General features: G+C 54.9%; 19 protein-coding genes. 9 read left to right on the forward strand and 10 right to left on the reverse strand.

What is annotated here, in order from left to right; genetic code table 11:
• Nucleotide 1 precedes the first annotated feature (1 nt).
• Both FIV00_RS11200 and FIV00_RS11205 read left to right on the forward strand, forming a co-directional pair.
• On the forward strand, nucleotides 2-298 hold the full coding sequence (locus FIV00_RS11200) for a putative quinol monooxygenase (RefSeq protein ID WP_152500825.1): 297 nt from the start codon (nucleotides 2-4) through the stop codon (nucleotides 296-298).
• Nucleotides 299-344: 46 nt separating this feature from the next.
• The gene (locus tag FIV00_RS11205; RefSeq protein WP_152500826.1) at nucleotides 345-1,106 is read left to right on the forward strand and encodes an AraC family transcriptional regulator; all 762 of its coding nucleotides are present in this window, start codon (nucleotides 345-347) and stop codon (nucleotides 1,104-1,106) included.
• Nucleotides 1,107-1,170: 64 nt separating this feature from the next.
• On the opposite strand, the gene ilvC is transcribed toward FIV00_RS11205, so the two are convergent.
• From ilvC to FIV00_RS11220, 3 genes are all read right to left on the reverse strand, one after another.
• Nucleotides 1,171-2,190 (reverse strand): ketol-acid reductoisomerase, encoded by a 1,020-nt coding sequence (ilvC, locus tag FIV00_RS11210; protein WP_152500827.1) that lies wholly within the window; start codon nucleotides 2,188-2,190, stop codon nucleotides 1,171-1,173.
• A gap of 104 nt (nucleotides 2,191-2,294) precedes the next feature.
• Nucleotides 2,295-2,945 carry a TetR/AcrR family transcriptional regulator gene (locus FIV00_RS11215; RefSeq protein ID WP_152500828.1) on the reverse strand — a complete coding sequence of 217 codons (651 nt, stop codon included), beginning with the start codon at nucleotides 2,943-2,945 and terminating at the stop codon, nucleotides 2,295-2,297.
• A 245-nt stretch (nucleotides 2,946-3,190) separates the two neighbouring features.
• Nucleotides 3,191-4,084, reverse strand: coding sequence for a LysR substrate-binding domain-containing protein (locus tag FIV00_RS11220; protein WP_152500829.1), 894 nt, complete (start codon nucleotides 4,082-4,084; stop codon nucleotides 3,191-3,193).
• A 168-nt stretch (nucleotides 4,085-4,252) separates the two neighbouring features.
• Here FIV00_RS11220 and FIV00_RS11225 point away from each other — a divergent pair, with 168 nt between their 5' ends.
• From FIV00_RS11225 to FIV00_RS11240, 4 genes are all read left to right on the forward strand, one after another.
• Nucleotides 4,253-5,386: a TauD/TfdA family dioxygenase gene (locus tag FIV00_RS11225; protein WP_152500830.1), complete on the forward strand. Its 1,134-nt coding sequence runs from the start codon at nucleotides 4,253-4,255 to the stop codon at nucleotides 5,384-5,386.
• The gene (locus tag FIV00_RS11230) at nucleotides 5,383-6,150 is read left to right on the forward strand and encodes a class II aldolase/adducin family protein (RefSeq protein ID WP_152500831.1); all 768 of its coding nucleotides are present in this window, start codon (nucleotides 5,383-5,385) and stop codon (nucleotides 6,148-6,150) included. Before FIV00_RS11225 ends, FIV00_RS11230 begins: the two co-directional genes overlap by 4 nt.
• 154 nt (nucleotides 6,151-6,304) lie before the next feature.
• Entirely contained in the window at nucleotides 6,305-6,898 is a 594-nt protein-coding gene (locus tag FIV00_RS11235; RefSeq protein WP_173005957.1) for a DJ-1/PfpI family protein, read from the forward strand.
• A 174-nt stretch (nucleotides 6,899-7,072) separates the two neighbouring features.
• Entirely contained in the window at nucleotides 7,073-7,423 is a 351-nt protein-coding gene (locus tag FIV00_RS11240) for a ribbon-helix-helix domain-containing protein (protein ID WP_152500832.1), read from the forward strand.
• Between the two features lie 3 nt (nucleotides 7,424-7,426).
• On the opposite strand, the gene FIV00_RS11245 is transcribed toward FIV00_RS11240, so the two are convergent.
• The 4 genes from FIV00_RS11245 to gatC all read right to left on the reverse strand — a co-directional run bounded on the left by FIV00_RS11245 (nucleotide 7,427) and on the right by gatC (nucleotide 10,986).
• Nucleotides 7,427-8,527, reverse strand: a complete 1,101-nt coding sequence (locus FIV00_RS11245; RefSeq protein WP_152500833.1) for an NAD(P)/FAD-dependent oxidoreductase — start codon at nucleotides 8,525-8,527, stop codon at nucleotides 7,427-7,429.
• A gap of 180 nt (nucleotides 8,528-8,707) precedes the next feature.
• Nucleotides 8,708-10,192 (reverse strand): Asp-tRNA(Asn)/Glu-tRNA(Gln) amidotransferase subunit GatA, encoded by a 1,485-nt coding sequence (gene gatA, locus FIV00_RS11250; protein WP_152500834.1) that lies wholly within the window; start codon nucleotides 10,190-10,192, stop codon nucleotides 8,708-8,710.
• 3 nt (nucleotides 10,193-10,195) lie between these two features.
• A complete protein-coding gene (locus FIV00_RS11255; protein ID WP_152500835.1) occupies nucleotides 10,196-10,681 on the reverse strand; it encodes a GNAT family N-acetyltransferase in 486 nt (161 codons plus the stop codon).
• 17 nt (nucleotides 10,682-10,698) lie between these two features.
• Nucleotides 10,699-10,986: an Asp-tRNA(Asn)/Glu-tRNA(Gln) amidotransferase subunit GatC gene (gene gatC, locus FIV00_RS11260; RefSeq protein ID WP_152504218.1), complete on the reverse strand. Its 288-nt coding sequence runs from the start codon at nucleotides 10,984-10,986 to the stop codon at nucleotides 10,699-10,701.
• Nucleotides 10,987-11,162: 176 nt separating this feature from the next.
• On the opposite strand from gatC, the gene FIV00_RS11265 reads away from it, so the two are divergent.
• The 3 genes from FIV00_RS11265 (at nucleotide 11,163) to FIV00_RS11275 (ending at nucleotide 13,359) form a co-directional block, all read left to right on the forward strand.
• On the forward strand, nucleotides 11,163-11,768 hold the full coding sequence (locus tag FIV00_RS11265) for a TetR/AcrR family transcriptional regulator (protein WP_173005958.1): 606 nt from the start codon (nucleotides 11,163-11,165) through the stop codon (nucleotides 11,766-11,768).
• 140 nt (nucleotides 11,769-11,908) lie between these two features.
• The gene (locus FIV00_RS11270) at nucleotides 11,909-12,403 is read left to right on the forward strand and encodes a YHS domain-containing (seleno)protein (RefSeq protein ID WP_152500837.1); all 495 of its coding nucleotides are present in this window, start codon (nucleotides 11,909-11,911) and stop codon (nucleotides 12,401-12,403) included.
• A 158-nt stretch (nucleotides 12,404-12,561) separates the two neighbouring features.
• Nucleotides 12,562-13,359, forward strand: a complete 798-nt coding sequence (locus FIV00_RS11275) for a siderophore-interacting protein (protein WP_152500838.1) — start codon at nucleotides 12,562-12,564, stop codon at nucleotides 13,357-13,359.
• Between the two features lie 28 nt (nucleotides 13,360-13,387).
• Here the strand turns inward: FIV00_RS11275 and FIV00_RS11280 are convergent, their stop codons facing one another.
• The 3 genes from FIV00_RS11280 to FIV00_RS11290 are packed head-to-tail and all read right to left on the reverse strand — an operon-like array spanning nucleotide 13,388 to nucleotide 15,399.
• A complete protein-coding gene (locus FIV00_RS11280) occupies nucleotides 13,388-14,011 on the reverse strand; it encodes a LysE family translocator (RefSeq protein ID WP_152500839.1) in 624 nt (207 codons plus the stop codon).
• A gap of 53 nt (nucleotides 14,012-14,064) precedes the next feature.
• Nucleotides 14,065-14,649, reverse strand: a complete 585-nt coding sequence (locus FIV00_RS11285) for an HD family hydrolase (RefSeq protein WP_152500840.1) — start codon at nucleotides 14,647-14,649, stop codon at nucleotides 14,065-14,067.
• Nucleotides 14,650-15,399 carry a pyridoxine 5'-phosphate synthase gene (locus FIV00_RS11290; protein WP_152500841.1) on the reverse strand — a complete coding sequence of 250 codons (750 nt, stop codon included), beginning with the start codon at nucleotides 15,397-15,399 and terminating at the stop codon, nucleotides 14,650-14,652.
• Nucleotides 15,400-15,490: the final 91 nt, after the last annotated feature.

The raw sequence follows: 15,490 nt of genomic DNA on the forward strand, positions 1-15,490 counted from the left end.
CATGCTGATAGCACTAGTTGATTTCACGGTGGATCCCTCGCGCCGACAGGAGGCTCTGCAGGTTTTGTTGGATGAAGCTGAAACGGTCACCGCGATGCCGAGGTGCCGAACCTTTCGACCCTATTGCGACCCTGTCAGCGAAAGTCATGTCGGCATCGTGCATGAATGGCAGGACGAAGCTGGATTTGAGGCTTATCTCAAGTCCGAAGATTTCGCGAAGATCGGTGTGGTGCTTCGCCCTTTGATGACTTCAGCGCCTTCCAGTCGCCGTTATCGGGCAACGCCTCTGGAAACGTGACGCCTTCAGACTTTCGTGTTCGCGACTTCGCGATAAGGTGGTTTGCATGACAGAGCTTCCAGCCTATTCCGTTGCACAGTGTTTTGGCCCGGCACCGAAACAGCAATTCAAGTTTGACCGGCACTATCTGCTCTACTCCGTGAGCGGAGGACTGAGACTGGAAGCAGAAGGGACCATATGGTCTCAGCCGCCGGCAAGGGCCGCCCTCATCAGGGCTGACAAACCAATCGAGATCTCCTTGCCCGTGAAGATAGAATGCCGGTCAGTGCTCTTTGCAAAAGCGTTTGTTCCGGCGCCGCCTAATGTTCTGAGCGTGTTTGAAATGACACCGCTGGCACGGGAACTGGTCTTGGAATGCGCCCAATGGAGCGAAACCGAAGACACCCTTTCGAGCTATGCTCAGGGTCTCTTCGGCACTCTTGCCTCTGTCATTTGGAAGCTTTCCGAATCGCCGAGCCGTCTTTCCATGCCGGCACCACGGTCGGCAGCGGTCGAGCGTGTTCTGGATCTGACAGAGCAGTCTCTTGCGAACCCGCCGACATTCGAGGAATTGGCTGTCCTTGTTGCGATGAGCCCACGGACCTTGGCGAGAAAACTGTCTGACGAACTGGGCATGACCTGGCGCCAGTGCCTGCAAAAACTGAGGGTTATCAGCGCGGTTGAAGCCTTGTCTCAGACGGACCTGCCGGTGACGGAAATCGCTTTTGCGCAAGGGTATCAGAGCCTGTCGGCCTTTAATGCTGCCTTTCGTGAGCTGACCGGCAAAACGCCGTCGGCATATCGTGCCAGTTTCAATACGAGCCAATAGGAGGCACAAAAAAGCCCCGCTGAAATCAACGGGGCTTTCTCTTTGGCTGTCGATGGGACTTTGATCAGTTCTTGGTTTTGTCGACGAGCGCGTTGGACTTGATCCACGGCATCATGCCGCGCAGCTTTTCGCCAACTTCCTCGATCTGGTGCGCGTCGTTCAGACGACGTGTTGCCTTGAACTTGGCAGCACCTGCACGGTACTCCTGCATCCACTCGGAAGTGAATTTGCCGTTCTGGATGTCTTCCAGCACGCGCTTCATTTCCGCTTTGGTTTCGGCAGTCACGATGCGCGGTCCGGTGACGTATTCACCCCATTCCGCTGTGTTGGAGATGGAGTAGTTCATGTTGGCGATGCCGCCTTCGTAGATCAGGTCCACGATCAGCTTCACTTCGTGCAGGCACTCGAAATAGGCCATTTCAGGTGCGTAACCTGCTTCGACCAGGGTTTCGAAACCGGCGCGGATAAGTTCAACGAGACCACCGCACAATACGGCCTGCTCGCCGAAGAGGTCTGTCTCGCACTCTTCCTTGAATGTTGTCTCGATGATGCCCGAGCGACCGCCGCCAACACCACAGGCATAGGACAGGCCAAGATCCTGCGCATTGCCGGAAGCGTCCTGGTGGACTGCGATCAGGCACGGAACACCGCCGCCTTTTTCGTATTCGCCGCGCACTGTATGACCAGGGCCCTTCGGAGCGACCATGAGAACGTCAACAGTGGATTTCGGCTCAATCAGGCCGAAATGAACGTTGAGGCCATGCGCAAACGCAATCGCAGCGCCGTCGCGGATGTTGTCTGCGATGTGGTCGCGATAGATGTCGGCCTGCAGCTCGTCCGGCGTTGCCATCATCATGAGGTCGGCCCAGGCAGCAGCTTCCGCCACTGTCATGACCTTGAAACCATCGGCTTCCGCTTTCAGCGCGGTCGTCGACCCGGCGCGCAGTGCGACCGCAATCTCTTTTGCGCCGCTGTCCTTGAGGTTCATGGCATGGGCACGGCCTTGTGAGCCGTAACCGATGATGGCGACTTTTTTGGTTTTGATCAGATTGATATCTGCATCACGATCGTAATAAACGCGCATGGGTTCCTTTCTCCCGTTTGCATTCCGTTTGCTAGTTAAAGCCGGGTTTTGACCCGGTCTTTGTCTTTTGAACTTGTTCAAGCCGAAGTCTGGAGTGTCGCTGCTTACGCTCCGAATAAACGATAGAAGCGGTCGACTGCCGTCTCGGCCTGTGTCTTGAGATCCTGCTCGTCGGGGCTTGCGGTTTCACCGAGCAGCAGGCGAATGTGAACATCGCGGATCGCCAGGCCATAAAGCACCTGATAAGCGTCTTCAGCGCTGTCGAATTTCAGTAATCCGTGGCGCCGACCGCTTTCCAGCATGGTGCGCGCACGGGACGAAATCATGTGCTTCCCGCGCACGAGCAGCAAATGACCGAGCCGGTTGGAGTTGGTGTTGCTTTGACCGATCGAAAGCCTGTTGAGTGCAAGCGATGTTTCGGAAAAGAGCACTCCGAGCAGTGCCTCCACGAAGGAGGAGACATGGGCACGAAAGGTTTCCGCGTCAGCGGTTGCTCCTGCTTCTGACGGAAATTGCACCTGGCTGGCCTGGAAAGCGACAACAGCTGCCAGCAGGCCGTCTCTGTCGCCGAACCACTTGTAAAGGCTTTCCTTGGAGCAGCTTGCCGTCCGGGCCAATCCTGCAGTCGTCAGGGCCTTTTCGCCGCCATCCACCAACAGCGTCAGCGCATGTTGCAACACGACCTGCTGGCGCGGCGAAAATTCTGGCGCGGCGTCCGGGCGGGATGTGGCAATGTCGTAGGCGGCTGCTGGCATGGGACTGAATGTGGCCTTCAGAGGCTCTTCCTGATAGATCCGAGGTGAGAACCGTACGGTACGGTTCGGGTGAGGTTATGGCAAAGCCTGCTGAGTTGGTCAAGAGGGATTTTCACCAATTGGAAACTCAGGCTCGATGGCAGTCAGGTGGTCTTCGCGTGGACGGTGAAGGCACCGGGCGATGATCGTCAACAGGTTCACAAAGACACTGCTTCCGGCCTGCTAAGTCGAGCAAGGTCTTCGGGTTATCGAGTGGCCACTTGCTTGAGCCAGGAAACGACCAGCTCTGCTTTCTCATGGTTGCGGCTGCGATGTGAGAGGACCGCGTGATAGGCGTCTTTCGGGGTGAGTGGAGGTAGTCCGGCTGGTACCAGCAATCCTCTTTCGGAGTAGTCACCCGTGATCGAGCGCCAGCCGAGCATGATGCCATGCCCTGAAAGCGCGGCCTGTGCCGCCTGGACGTAGTTTGAAAACCGGAGGCCTCTGGCTGAACCTGCAGCCCTAAGTCCGGTTCTGTTCAGATAGTCGGGCCAGGAGACCCATCGCCGATCATCTGTCTCCACATGGATCAGGAAGGAAGAGGCGAGGCTGCCATCGTCGGCCTTGATCCGTTCAAGGTATTCAGGTGCGCAGACAGGTTCGATGCTCTCCTCAAAAAGCAATTCCACAGAACCATCACTCCAGGCACCGTCGCCGTAGCGCATGGCAATATCGACCCCCGGACCGAGACGCGGCACTTCCTGCGAAGTTGATTGAACGTTGACGGCTAGGTCGGGGTGATCGAGGTAAAAGGCCTCCAATCGTGGCATCAGCCAATAAGTGGCAAAACCGATCGTGCAGGCCAGCGTCACGGCTTCGCCGGTGGCGTTTGTCAGTGCCCGTATGTCCTCAAGAGCGTCGGTCAGCCTCTCTCTGTTTTCAACAACGGCGTTCAAGAGGATTTCGCCAGCTTCCGTAAAACCTGCCGGTCTTGTGCTTCGGTCCAGCAAAGATGTGCCGACATGATCTTCAAGTTGCTTCAATGACTGACTGACCGCAGGCAGGGAGACATTGAGCTCCCTTGCCGCGCGGCTGGGGCTTCCGGTTCGGTGGACTGTTTCGAAGACGTGCAGCAGTCTGAGAGGTGGAAGTCGATCCATATGTACCTTATCTTAAGCTACGGATTAAATTAACTTGCATTTTTATCGTCTTTTCAAATCAAATCCTCAAGTGCACCTTTCCCAAGAGTTATGGGAAAACTGAGATTTTCAGCTGCTCCCGTTGTCCGTATGAAGTGACAAGATACCTTAAGTTAAGGAGCGATCGAAATGCTCGGAACCGGCGAAACCGGCGTGTTGCTGAAAGAACGAGGCATGGATGTGCCACTTGAAACCGGCGAAACAGCCTATTTCAACTACTTCTGGCTGCGAGACAATTGCCCGAGTTCCTTCGATCACGAAACCCGGGAACGGGCCTTTGATATTTTCGCGGAGGTGGAAGCACCAAGGGCTGTTTCGGCGGCAATTTCGGGCGGCGTGCTGGAAATTGCCTGGGCAGGAACAGGTCATGTCACACGCATGCCGCTGTCTTTGTTGGCGAACTACGCCAAGGGTGAAAAGCGGGCAGATGTGGCGAAGGTGAGCAGATCTCCCTGGTTCGCCGATCACTATGGCCGTATGGCCCGATTTTCTTACAGCCGACTGACGGAAGGCGAAACCGAGCTTCGCAATTGGGCCAATGCCATGCTCACCGATGGCATTGCGCTATTGACGGGGTTGCCCGATACGGATGCGGCTCTTCTGGACACGGCCAGCCTGATCGGTCATGTCCGGCCAAGTTATTTTGGCCAGGTCTTTGAGGTCAAAACCCATATCAAACCCACCAATCTGGCTTTCACATCAAAAGCCTTGCCGTTGCATACTGACCTGCCAGATGAAGACCTGGCGCCCGGGGTCCAGTTTCTTCACTGCCGTGCCAACACCGTTGAAGGAGGCAACAGTCTCTTTGTCGATGGCCTGGCGGTGGCGGAAGACTTTCGTCTTGCCTTTCCAGAAGACTTTGAACTCTTGGTTGCGACTGACGTACCCTATTTCTGCGAGCATGAACGGTTCGACATGCGCTCCCGGCAGCGTGTGATCGAACTCGATGAATACGGAAACATTTCCGGCGTTACCATCAGCCAGCATCACGCTGACATGTTTGACCTGCCTCAGCAGGAACTAGACCGGTTTTACCCGGCATTCTGCCGCTTCGGGCAGATGATGCGCCGTGAAAAATACATGATGCAGTTCCGGTTGAACGCTGGCGAGTGTATCGTTTTTGACAATCACCGGATTGTACACGGCCGCGCGGAGTATTCGGCAAACAGCGGGGATCGGCATCTGCGGGGCTGTTACACCGATCGCGGCGAACTAAGGTCCATCTATCGGGTGCTTGAGGGGAAGAAGGAACGGATGGAATGAGTGTTGTCACCGATGTTGATTTCAGCGGCAAGGCACGCCAGAGCGAAATGGAACTGCGCGAAGACCTGTCGGCGGCATTCCGTCTTGCGGTCAGGTTCGGCTGGCACGAATCCGTTGGCAATCACTTCAGTGCGGCGGTGTCGGAGGACGGTTCAAAGTTTTTGATGAACCCGAAATGGCGGCATTTTTCCGAGGTGAGGGCAAGCGACCTTGTCCTTCTCGATGCTCATGACGACACCGTCATGGAAGGGCCCAATGCGCCGGATCCATCTGCCTGGTGCATTCACGGAACCGTTCACCGTATGAACCCAAACGCCCGGGTGTTGTTTCATTGTCATCCGCCGAATGCGACGGCGCTGGCAACGCTGCAGGACCCGAGCATGAAGCCGATTGATCTCAACACCGCTCGATTTTTCGGTAAGGTTGCCATCGATCTTGGGTTTGGCGGGATGGCGGATGAAGCTGAAGAAGGGCGCCGGATCGCCGAAACCCTTGCAGACAAACCTGTGCTGATTATGGGCAATCACGGCATTTCCATATCTGCAATGACAGTTCCCGAAGCATTTGAGAGCCTCTATTTTTTCGAGAGAGCCGCCGAGACGCTGTTAAAGGCATATGCAACAGGTCAGCCGCTGGCTGTGATGTCAGAAAATCTGGCGGCCAAAACCGCAGCTGAATGGGAACCGTATGTTGGAATGGGCTACGCTCATTTCGACTACTGGAAACGGGAATTGGATCGATCAGAACCTGACTATCGGGATTGATTTCCAAGTTTTTTGCAGCCGCTTGGCATTGGTTGCGATGCCGTCTGCAAGGTCCTGTTTGCAAAAAACTGGCGTGTAGTACTCCCGTAATACCCGCACAATTGCTTTGCCTGCTAGCCTTTTTCCATCGTTGTTTGCTGATGGAGGATGAAGCATGAGCGCGAAGAAGATCCTTATGATCACAGGAGACTTTACCGAAGACTATGAAACGATGGTACCGTTTCAGACGTTGCTCGCAATGGGCTATGCCGTTGACGCTGTCTGTCCGGGAAAGAAAGCCGGAGAAACGGTGGCTACCTGCATTCATGACTTTGAAGGCGACCAGACCTATACGGAAAAACGCGGGCATAATTTCACCCTGAACGCCACTTTTGCGGACGTGAACGTTGCCGACTATGACGCACTGTTGATACCGGGCGGCAGAGCGCCTGAATATCTGCGCCTCGAAACTGAGGTCATTGACGCCGTGAAGCATTTTATGGACGCGGCCAAGCCGGTTGCCGCCATTTGCCATGGGGCACAGATCCTGACGGCCGCCAAGGTGGTTGAAGGTCGCACGGTATCGGCTTATCCGGCATGCCGTCCCGAAGTAGAGCTTGCCGGAGCGACCTATGCGGATATTGCCATCGACGGAGCTGTAACGGATGGCAATCTGATCACCGCGCCGGCTTGGCCGGCTCATCCTGCCTGGATAGCCCAGTTTCACGCTGTCTTAACCGGTTCTTCTGTTGGAACACTGGCCGCCTGACAACGGCACAGGTAAGGATCCCAAATACGTCTACATGAGACGTGTTTGGGATATTTCTCACGAGGCGGTACTCTTAGCCTGAAGCGTTGAAAAAGTTCCAATTTGGCGTTTGGGGTGAGCCACCCGCGAGGCGTCAGCCTGAAAGCGTGATTGCAGAGCGAGCTGGAGGAGAATATGTGCAAACTCTTTATTGAAGCCGATCCGGCTCTTTGGGAGAGCAGCACCAAGTCCCTGCGTATTGACGGCATGGTGACATCGGTTCGTCTTGAAACATTCTTCTGGAGCGTTTTGGAAGAAATCGCTGCCAGAGACGGCATGAATGTGGTTCAGCTGATTACCAAGCTGCATCACGAGAGCATCGATGCCGGTCATGACCTTGGCAATTTCACGAGTTTTTTGCGTGTCTGCTGTGGGCGCTACCTTGCCCTGCAACTGTCCGGAGATGTTCCCTCCGACAAGCGGCTTCCGATCGCCGCACTGGACGCCGATGGCATTCTGGAAGCGGAAAGTGAAAGAGTTCACTGACGTTCAGTTGAGACGGACTTTCACTTCCTCAGCGATCGCAAGCGATGCCGTCAGCCCTGGGGATTCAACACCGTAAAGCGCAACCAATCCATGAAGACCATGCGATTGCGGTCCTTCTATCCTGAAATCCGCAGCTGGTTCTCCTGGACCGGCGATTTTTGGCCTTATGCCAGAATAGTCGGGCACCAGGGAGCCGTCCGGAAGGTCAGGCCAATAGGAGCGGATGGCTCCATAAAACCGGTCGCCGCGGGCTGGGTCGACAACGTAGTCAAACTCTTCGACCCATTCCACATCCGGGCCGAAACGTGCCTGATGTTGCAAATCCAGCGTTAGGTGAACGCCTAGCCCGCCAGGCTCGGGAACCGGATAGATCAGCGTTGAAAAGGGCGCTTTTCCTTGGAGTTTGAAGTAGTTGCCTTTGGCCAGATAGGCCTTGGGCGGCATGGCCTCCGGAAACGCCTGCATCAGACCTGGTGCGCCATGTCCGGCAGAAACGATCAGCTCCCTGCAGGTGAGGGTGTATGTTTCCCCGTCTTCGGTTTCGATGTGGACACGGTATCCGCCAGAGAGCTCCGCTTCGATGCTGGTGACATTTGTGTTCAGAACCACCTGACCGCCACTTGCCTCCAGACCGCCCTGCAATGCCAACATGAAGGCATGGCTGTCTATGATACCGGTAGATGGTGACCAGAGCGCCCCGGAACAGTTGAGAGCCGGTTCCCGTTCACGCAGTTCGTCGCGGTCCACAAAAACGAGATCGCGTACCCCGTTCTCCGCGGCTTTCTGTTTGATTTTCCGAAGTTCGTCTAGCTGCGCATCATGCGCGGCGACAATCAATTTGCCGATACGCTCATGGCCAACACCATTGTCCAAGCAGAACTCGTAAAGCTGATGTTTTCCGTCAACACAAAGACGCGCTTTCACGCTGCCGGTCGGGTAATAGATCCCTGCGTGAATGACTTCGGAATTTCGGGCACTGGTTTCAGATCCGATCAGGCTATGTCTTTCCAGAACCATGACTTCACGGCCGGAAAGCGCCAGTGCGCGTGCTGTAGCCAGCCCGACCGCACCTGCGCCGATGATCAGAGTTTCAATATCTGTCATGACCGGTCCTGTTTTCCAATCGGTACTCAGGCCTGCCACCGGCGGAATTCAGTTGCTGTATGAGAACCCCATAAGGGCCTCCCGAGATGCATATAAGAGACAGCACCGAGAGACCCTCGTTTCAGGTTTGCTCCCGCTAGTTTGAGATCACGAGAGCTGTAGCAGGAATGCCGCGGGCAACTAGCCCCACCATTTTTGCGGTTCGAAAGAACCGGCGGCATCTTCGATGACCTGACCAACCTGGAACAGCGTGCTTTCATCAAACGGTTTGCCGATCAGTTGCAAACCGAGCGGTAGTCCATCCTTGTCGACACCGGCGGGAACGGAAATGCCCGGCAGGCCTGCCATGTTCACGGTTACCGTGAAAATGTCGTTCAGATACATTTTCACCGGATCTGAGTGCAGGTCCTGATCGGCAACGCCGAAAGCAGCTGAAGGTGTTGCCGGCGTCAGGATCGCGTCGACACCGTTGGCCCATGCGAGGTCGAAGTCGCGCTTGATCAGGGTGCGGACTTTTTGAGCCTTCAGGTAGTAGGCATCATAGTAACCGGCAGACAGCACATAGGTGCCGATCAAGACACGGCGTTTCACTTCTTCGCCGAAGCCTTCAGCACGCGTGTTTTCGTACATCTCGACAATATCGTTGCCGGGAACCCGCAGTCCGTAGCGAACACCGTCATAGCGAGCCAGGTTCGAAGAGGCTTCTGCCGGCGCGACGATGTAGTATGCGGGAAGGGCGTATTTGGTGTGCGGCATGGTGATGTCGACGATTTCAGCACCGGCATCTTTCAACCAGGCGATACCCTTTTGCCAAAGCTCTTCGATTTCACCCGGCATGCCCTCCATGCGGTATTCGGCAGGGATACCGATCTTGAGACCCTTTACGGACTTGCCGATCGCAGCTTCGTAATCGGGCACTTCGACATCAACCGAAGTGGTGTCCTTCGGGTCGACAGAAGCCATGGATTTCAGAAGAATTGCACTGTCGCGAACCGTGTGTGCGATCGGGCCTGCCTGGTCGAGTGATGAGGCAAAGGCGACGACGCCCCAGCGTGAGCAACGACCATAGGTTGGCTTGATGCCGACCGTTCCGGTAAAGGCAGCAGGCTGACGGATGGAGCCACCGGTGTCTGTGGCTGTCGCGCCCATGCAAAGGCGCGCTGCGACAGCTGAAGCTGAACCGCCTGAGGAACCGCCCGGAACAAGATCCTGGTTGGATCCGTCTTTACGCCACGGGTTGATCACCGGGCCGTAATAGGAGGTTTCATTGGACGAACCCATGGCGAACTCGTCCATATTGAGCTTGCCGAGCATAACCGCACCGTCCGCCCAAAGATTGGACGTGACCGTGGATTCATAGGCCGGTTTGAAGCTGTCGAGGATATGGCTGCAGGCCTGCGTGTGGACACCCTCTGTCGCGAACAGGTCCTTGATACCCAGTGGTATGCCTTCAAGAACACCGCCTTCGCCCTTGCTGAGTTTCTCGTCGGATGCCTTGGCCATATCGCGGGCCTTTTCGGCGGTAACGGCAACATAAGCGTTGAGTTGGGCGTTGGCTGCCTCGATGTTGTTCAGGAATGCCTCGGTCAGCTCCAGCGAGGTGTAGTCCTTGTTCTTCAGGCCTATTTGGGCATCGGCAATTGTGAGTTTAGTCAGATCGGTCATGGATCAGGTCTCTTGGTGGGCCTTGGTCGGCCGGGAATAAAAAACGGAATAAGGACTTTCGGGATAGTCGAGCACGGGTCCGCATTCGACAAAACCGGCATTCTCGTAAAGCTGACGGGCAGCCTTGTAGTTGTGTCCGGTCTCCAGAACGAGTTCGGCGAAACCTTCTTCGACAGCTCGAGCGATGACTTGATCAAGGATTTGCCTTGCAAGTCCGAGCCTCCGGTAGTCGGGACGGACATAGAAGCGTTTCACTTCGCCGATGCCATCAGGGTGCCGATAAAGCGCACCGCATGCTGCCGCTTTGTCATCGACGCGAGCCATAAAGACGGTCGTTTCAGGACCAGCCATCTCATCAGCGGTCATGCTGTAGTTGGCTTCTTCCGGCGTCAGCGATCCAAGCACTGCATTCAACTCGGTGATCATGTCTCTCATGTCTGGCGACAAAGGACTTTCCACCTCAATTTTGATGGCGTCTGGCGAGCTCATCCCGAACTTAAGGCCTCTTATTCAACGACTTTGGGAACCATGAAGAAGTTGTCTTCAGAAGCCGGCGCATTCAGAGTGATGTCGTTGGCCTTGTTGCCGTCGGTGATGCCATCTGCACGCTTCTTCATGGTCTGTTCAACCACCGATGTCAGCGGTTCGACACCGTCAATATTGACTTCGTCAAGCTGCTCGACAAATCCCAGAATGGCGTTCAGTTCGCCGGTCATTCTGGTCGCGTCATCTTCGCTCACTTTGATCCTTGCCAGGCGGGCAACTCTTTTTACCGTATCGGTATCAACTGACATTTTTTCCTCATCGGCTGTTGCCGCGAAGTTCCAGTGCGCTCCTGCACGTGGACGCGGCATTCCGCTCCTCTTTGCTGTCCATCTGCCTTAAAAATCAAGCGGCGATGCTTGTTTCCTAATGATAATCTCACTATTACGGTTCCAACGGGTACCGTTTTGACTTGAGTGAGGAAGTCGTGCAGGCAGATTTGAAACCTCCAGCTGGTCGACCGCTCGACAACAGGGTTACGTCTGCCTTGCTTGACGCGGCTCTTAGTGAGGTTTCTGAACACGGCCTTGAGAAGACGACAATTGCCGAAATCGCGGCGCGTGCCCACACAAGCAAGCAAGCCATTTATCGAAGGTTCAGCGACAAGACGGAGCTTGTCGCAGCTGCGCTTCTGGAGGCTTTTCGCCTGTCGGTGCCGCCTCCACCACAACGCGCCAGCGTTGCGCAGGATCTTCAGCAGTGTCTTCAATACTATGCCGCTTTGCTGCATCAAACCCGGCTTGGCCCCGCGCTCAGGTCACTGGTTCCCCATCGCCGGGAGTTGCGGCTGGTGGCGGTACTGGATGAAGTCGAGGCATCGCAAAGACTGATGCTGCGTCAAGTGCTGATTGCAACACCCTTTGAATCTGACATGGAGACCAGGATCGATCTGTTGTTGGGTCTCATCTATTTTCGCATCCTTTTGTGCGGCATCGACATTCGTAATGACGACATTGAACGGGCGATCTATCTTGTACTCGGATTGATTGCGCCAAGAGAGCCGATGCCACCAGAGGGATTGCCGGGACTTTGAATTTGTCTACTCACAATTTGCTGTCGTTTGGCTGGCATTTCTGTGATCAAGGGTGATTGGCATTGAGAAGCGTCAAGGGGCATTTTCCGACCAGTGCGGTGCAGAAGTGCGCCGCTCTCCCAATCGCCAAGGAGACGTCAATGCCGCTTTACACCTCCAAATCTGTTCTGCTGGGTCTGACAGCCCTGTTTTCAGCAGTGTCCTTCACAGCTTCCGCTGACGAGATCACCACTTTCACCAAGGGTGGCGCAGCCATCGGCGGCACTGATCCCGTCGCTTATTTCACCGAAGGCAAGCCGGTTGCCGGTTCCGACGAATATACGTTCACCTATGATGACGTGACCTGGAAATTCTCTTCTGAAGAAAACCGCGACAAGTTTGCTGCTGAGCCTGCGAAATACGCCCCACAATACGGTGGTTTTTGCGCATTTGGTGCAGCCATGGGCTTCAAGGTGCCGGTCGTACCGGAAGCCTGGTCGATCGTCGACGGCAAGCTTTATTTGAACAACTCCCTGAAAGTTCAGGAGCGTTTCGAGCAGGATGTGCCTGGTCATATCAACAACGCAACTTTGAACTGGGAAATCATCAAGGACAAAAAGCCGGAAGAGCTGAAAGAGCCGATCATCCGCAATTGATCGCCTTTCTCCTGTTGCAAGAAAGCCCGCCAACCGGCGGGCTTTTTTGTTTCTGATTGCCTGACGGTGTGTCGAAGAAACTTAAACAGAAGCATCTTTAAACGGAGGTGATTCGATGCTATTTCTTGAGTATGAAACTCAACTTAAAAAAGGTAGTCATGGCACTTCGACCAAAACGCCGTCCCAGGTTTCTGACTGTCAAGTCGGCAAAGTATCTGAGCCCTAACTTCATCAGGGTAACGTTTCAGGGACCCGAGCTTTCTGATTTCCCGTTGGGACACGAAGGCGCCAATTGCAAATTGGTTCTTCCGCGAGAAAACGAAAGCCGCGAGTCTTTCGAGAAACATTTTGGGGCCGAAGAAGCAGGCAAGAAGCTTCATCCGGTTCGAACTTATACGGTTCGTGCCTTCCGCAGCGATCAGTTGGAGTTGGATATCGACTTTGTTGCTCATGGTGACGAGGGTCCTGCCACCAAGTGGGCGCAACAAGCCAGTGAGGGTTCTTTCCTGGGGTTCTTCGGACCAAGCCAGCCCAAGATCACATCATTTTATGCAGACTGGTATCTTGTCGCGGCAGATCTTTCGGCAATGCCGGTGGCAGAAGCGACGCTGGAAATGCTGCCTGCCGACGCCAAGGGCGTTGCTCTTTTTGAAGTGCCTTCAAAAGACGACATTCGCAACTTGGAACTTCCTGCGGGAATTGAGGTTCACTGGCTGATCCAGGATGACGTTCACAAGCCCTCCACCGCTCAGATCGATTTTGTCAGGGCGATGCATTGGCCGGAAGGAACTGTTCAAACTTGCATTGCCGGGGAAAGCTCGGTCATTCGGGCTTTGAGAGACTACCTCCACAATGAACGTCGGCTGCCAAAGGCTGATACCTATATTTCCGGCTACTGGAAGATCGGCCTGATTGAAGAGGAACACCAGAAAATGAAAAGGGTGGAAGCAGCCTAACGCATCTACCTGCTGCCTGATATCGGTATCAGCGGCTTGCTGAAGCCAGTGCCGCACCGAAACCGACAAACAGGCCGCCGGTCACTCTGCGCACCCAACGAATGCGATTGGCCGAGGTCAGAAAGCGTCTCATGTGATCGCCAGCAAAGGCAATGACCGCGTGGTTCGCGAAGCACAGCAAGGCATAAGTAAAGGACAGGATTGTTGTCTCCAACAGACTGAAGCCTTCTGCTTGCATAAATTGCGGAAACAGCGCGGTGATAACGAGGATGGCCTTCGGATTGGTCACAGACACCAGCAATGCTTCAAGGAAGAGTTTTACCGGCTTCTTGCGTTTGGCCGGCACAGTGTTGTGTATCTGGAAACTTGACTTGTCCCATAAAATCTTCAGGCCGAGATAGATCAAGTAAGCAGCGCCAACGAATTTCAAAACTGTGAAGGCGAGGGCCGATGTGGCCATCAGAGCGCCGAACCCCAAGGCAACCGCATAGCCGATGACAACCAGGCCGACGGCGTTTCCCGCCGCGGACGCGAGAGTGGCGTTGCGGCCAAAGCGCAGCGTGTTGGAAATTGCCAGCATGACACCCGGGCCGGGACTTATGGCAGGTAGGAGAGAAACGGCAACAAACACGAGCCATAAATCAATCTTCATCAGTCAAGTTCCTCAAAAGGCAGGACCGCTATCCGCGGCAGGTGAGGAGAAAGTCAGGGTAGGAGGCGCCCGGTCTGAACCGCATTGGCCAGTAGGCTTTGGGCATATTCCCAAAGTCCCGGAAAAGGGGCAAGACGGGGCTCTTTGGTTTTTCGCAAGACAGCAGCAGAAATGGGTTCGTGGGTGGGGTCGTCAAGACCGGACGCGAACACAAGAACCATTGGATGAAGTGCATCCATGGCATTGGCGAATTTCGCTTCCCGCGTCTCGTTGGCTTCGAATTCGAGCCAAAGATTTCTGAACTCTTCGGCTTGACTATCAGGCAGCAGGGCAAACAACCTTTCGGACGCGCTATGCTCCCGGATCTTGACCGCATCCACATTGTCTTCCGTCACCCAATGATCTCCGGCGTCGATCTCAACGAGGTCATGCACCGTCAGCAGTTTGACAACATGGTCTAGGTTCGTGCCTTTGCCGGCGTGCTCGGCAAACGTCAATGTCTGAAGAATGACGTGCCAGCAGTGTTCTGCTGTCGTTTCCCGCCGGCTTCCGGAGGAAAGCTGATTTAGACGTACAATTTCCTTGAGTTTGTCTGCCTCCAACAGGAACGCGACCTGTCGCGCCAGCGTATCGGGCATTCAAAGTTCTCCCATCGATTTGCGGAACCTTCGAACGCTTTCTGCAAAACCAAAAATCAGGGCATCTGCCGTGAAACCATGTCCGATCGACATTTCGCGAATGAATGGTGTGCGTTCGATCAAAGCCGGAATGTTTTCAACGGTCAGATCGTGTCCCGCATTGACACCAAGCCCGCAATCTTTTGCTGCTTCTGCCGTAAGGGCAATCTTTTCCAGCTCCTTTTGCGCGCGTGCGGGATCGTCGTAGCAAGCGCCATAAGGACCGGTATAGATTTCAATCCGCTCCGCACCAAGGCGTGCTGCCTGTTCAGGAGTTGTGGGATCTGGGTCGCAGAAGAGTGAAACGGTGACTGTCCATTCTCTTGCGGCTGCAATCGCCGTCTCGAGTTCTCCCGTGTCCTTTGTAAAATCCCAGCCGTGATCCGAGGTCGATTGGCTTGGATCGTCAGGTACGAACAGAACTTGTTCGGGCCGTGCTTCCTCGACCAGTTGCATGAAGTCCGCGGAAGGATACCCTTCCAGGCAAAGCTCCTTGTTCGGGAAACGGTCTTCGATCAGTTCGGCCAGATCGAAGACATCCGTTTTCCGGATATGCCGTTCATCCGGTCGAGGGTGAACCGTAACGCCTTTGGCTCCGGCCTCCATGGCAATCGCGGCAAGTCCCGTAACGCTGGGCCACGGCAAATCCCTGCGATTTCGCAACATTGCGACGGCGTTGACATTGACTGAAAGGCGCGACACTGAAGACATGGTTCGTATTCCGTAAAACGCGGCTGCGATCTTACTTGAAGAGATTAGGCTGTAATCGCAACATTGTTTCAAAAGTCATTGATGTCAAACA

Source organism: Labrenzia sp. THAF82 (assembly GCF_009363435.1).
GTDB classification, from domain to species: domain Bacteria; phylum Pseudomonadota; class Alphaproteobacteria; order Rhizobiales; family Stappiaceae; genus Roseibium; species Roseibium porphyridii.

What these genes read in the sequence shown, in the direction of transcription:
- FIV00_RS11200 (WP_152500825.1), top strand. Translation starts at nt 2, where the DNA reads ATGCTGATAGCACTAGTTGATTTCACGGTGGATCCCTCGCGCCGACAG.
- FIV00_RS11205 (WP_152500826.1), top strand. Translation starts at nt 345, where the DNA reads ATGACAGAGCTTCCAGCCTATTCCGTTGCACAGTGTTTTGGCCCGGCA.
- ilvC (WP_152500827.1), bottom strand. Translation starts at nt 2,190, where the DNA reads ATGCGCGTTTATTACGATCGTGATGCAGATATCAATCTGATCAAAACC.
- FIV00_RS11215 (WP_152500828.1), bottom strand. Translation starts at nt 2,945, where the DNA reads ATGCCAGCAGCCGCCTACGACATTGCCACATCCCGCCCGGACGCCGCG.
- FIV00_RS11220 (WP_152500829.1), bottom strand. Translation starts at nt 4,084, where the DNA reads ATGGATCGACTTCCACCTCTCAGACTGCTGCACGTCTTCGAAACAGTC.
- FIV00_RS11225 (WP_152500830.1), top strand. Translation starts at nt 4,253, where the DNA reads ATGCTCGGAACCGGCGAAACCGGCGTGTTGCTGAAAGAACGAGGCATG.
- FIV00_RS11230 (WP_152500831.1), top strand. Translation starts at nt 5,383, where the DNA reads ATGAGTGTTGTCACCGATGTTGATTTCAGCGGCAAGGCACGCCAGAGC.
- FIV00_RS11235 (WP_173005957.1), top strand. Translation starts at nt 6,305, where the DNA reads ATGAGCGCGAAGAAGATCCTTATGATCACAGGAGACTTTACCGAAGAC.
- FIV00_RS11240 (WP_152500832.1), top strand. Translation starts at nt 7,073, where the DNA reads ATGTGCAAACTCTTTATTGAAGCCGATCCGGCTCTTTGGGAGAGCAGC.
- FIV00_RS11245 (WP_152500833.1), bottom strand. Translation starts at nt 8,527, where the DNA reads ATGACAGATATTGAAACTCTGATCATCGGCGCAGGTGCGGTCGGGCTG.
- gatA (WP_152500834.1), bottom strand. Translation starts at nt 10,192, where the DNA reads ATGACCGATCTGACTAAACTCACAATTGCCGATGCCCAAATAGGCCTG.
- FIV00_RS11255 (WP_152500835.1), bottom strand. Translation starts at nt 10,681, where the DNA reads ATGAGCTCGCCAGACGCCATCAAAATTGAGGTGGAAAGTCCTTTGTCG.
- gatC (WP_152504218.1), bottom strand. Translation starts at nt 10,986, where the DNA reads ATGTCAGTTGATACCGATACGGTAAAAAGAGTTGCCCGCCTGGCAAGG.
- FIV00_RS11270 (WP_152500837.1), top strand. Translation starts at nt 11,909, where the DNA reads ATGCCGCTTTACACCTCCAAATCTGTTCTGCTGGGTCTGACAGCCCTG.
- FIV00_RS11275 (WP_152500838.1), top strand. Translation starts at nt 12,562, where the DNA reads ATGGCACTTCGACCAAAACGCCGTCCCAGGTTTCTGACTGTCAAGTCG.
- FIV00_RS11280 (WP_152500839.1), bottom strand. Translation starts at nt 14,011, where the DNA reads ATGAAGATTGATTTATGGCTCGTGTTTGTTGCCGTTTCTCTCCTACCT.
- FIV00_RS11285 (WP_152500840.1), bottom strand. Translation starts at nt 14,649, where the DNA reads ATGCCCGATACGCTGGCGCGACAGGTCGCGTTCCTGTTGGAGGCAGAC.
- FIV00_RS11290 (WP_152500841.1), bottom strand. Translation starts at nt 15,399, where the DNA reads ATGTCTTCAGTGTCGCGCCTTTCAGTCAATGTCAACGCCGTCGCAATG.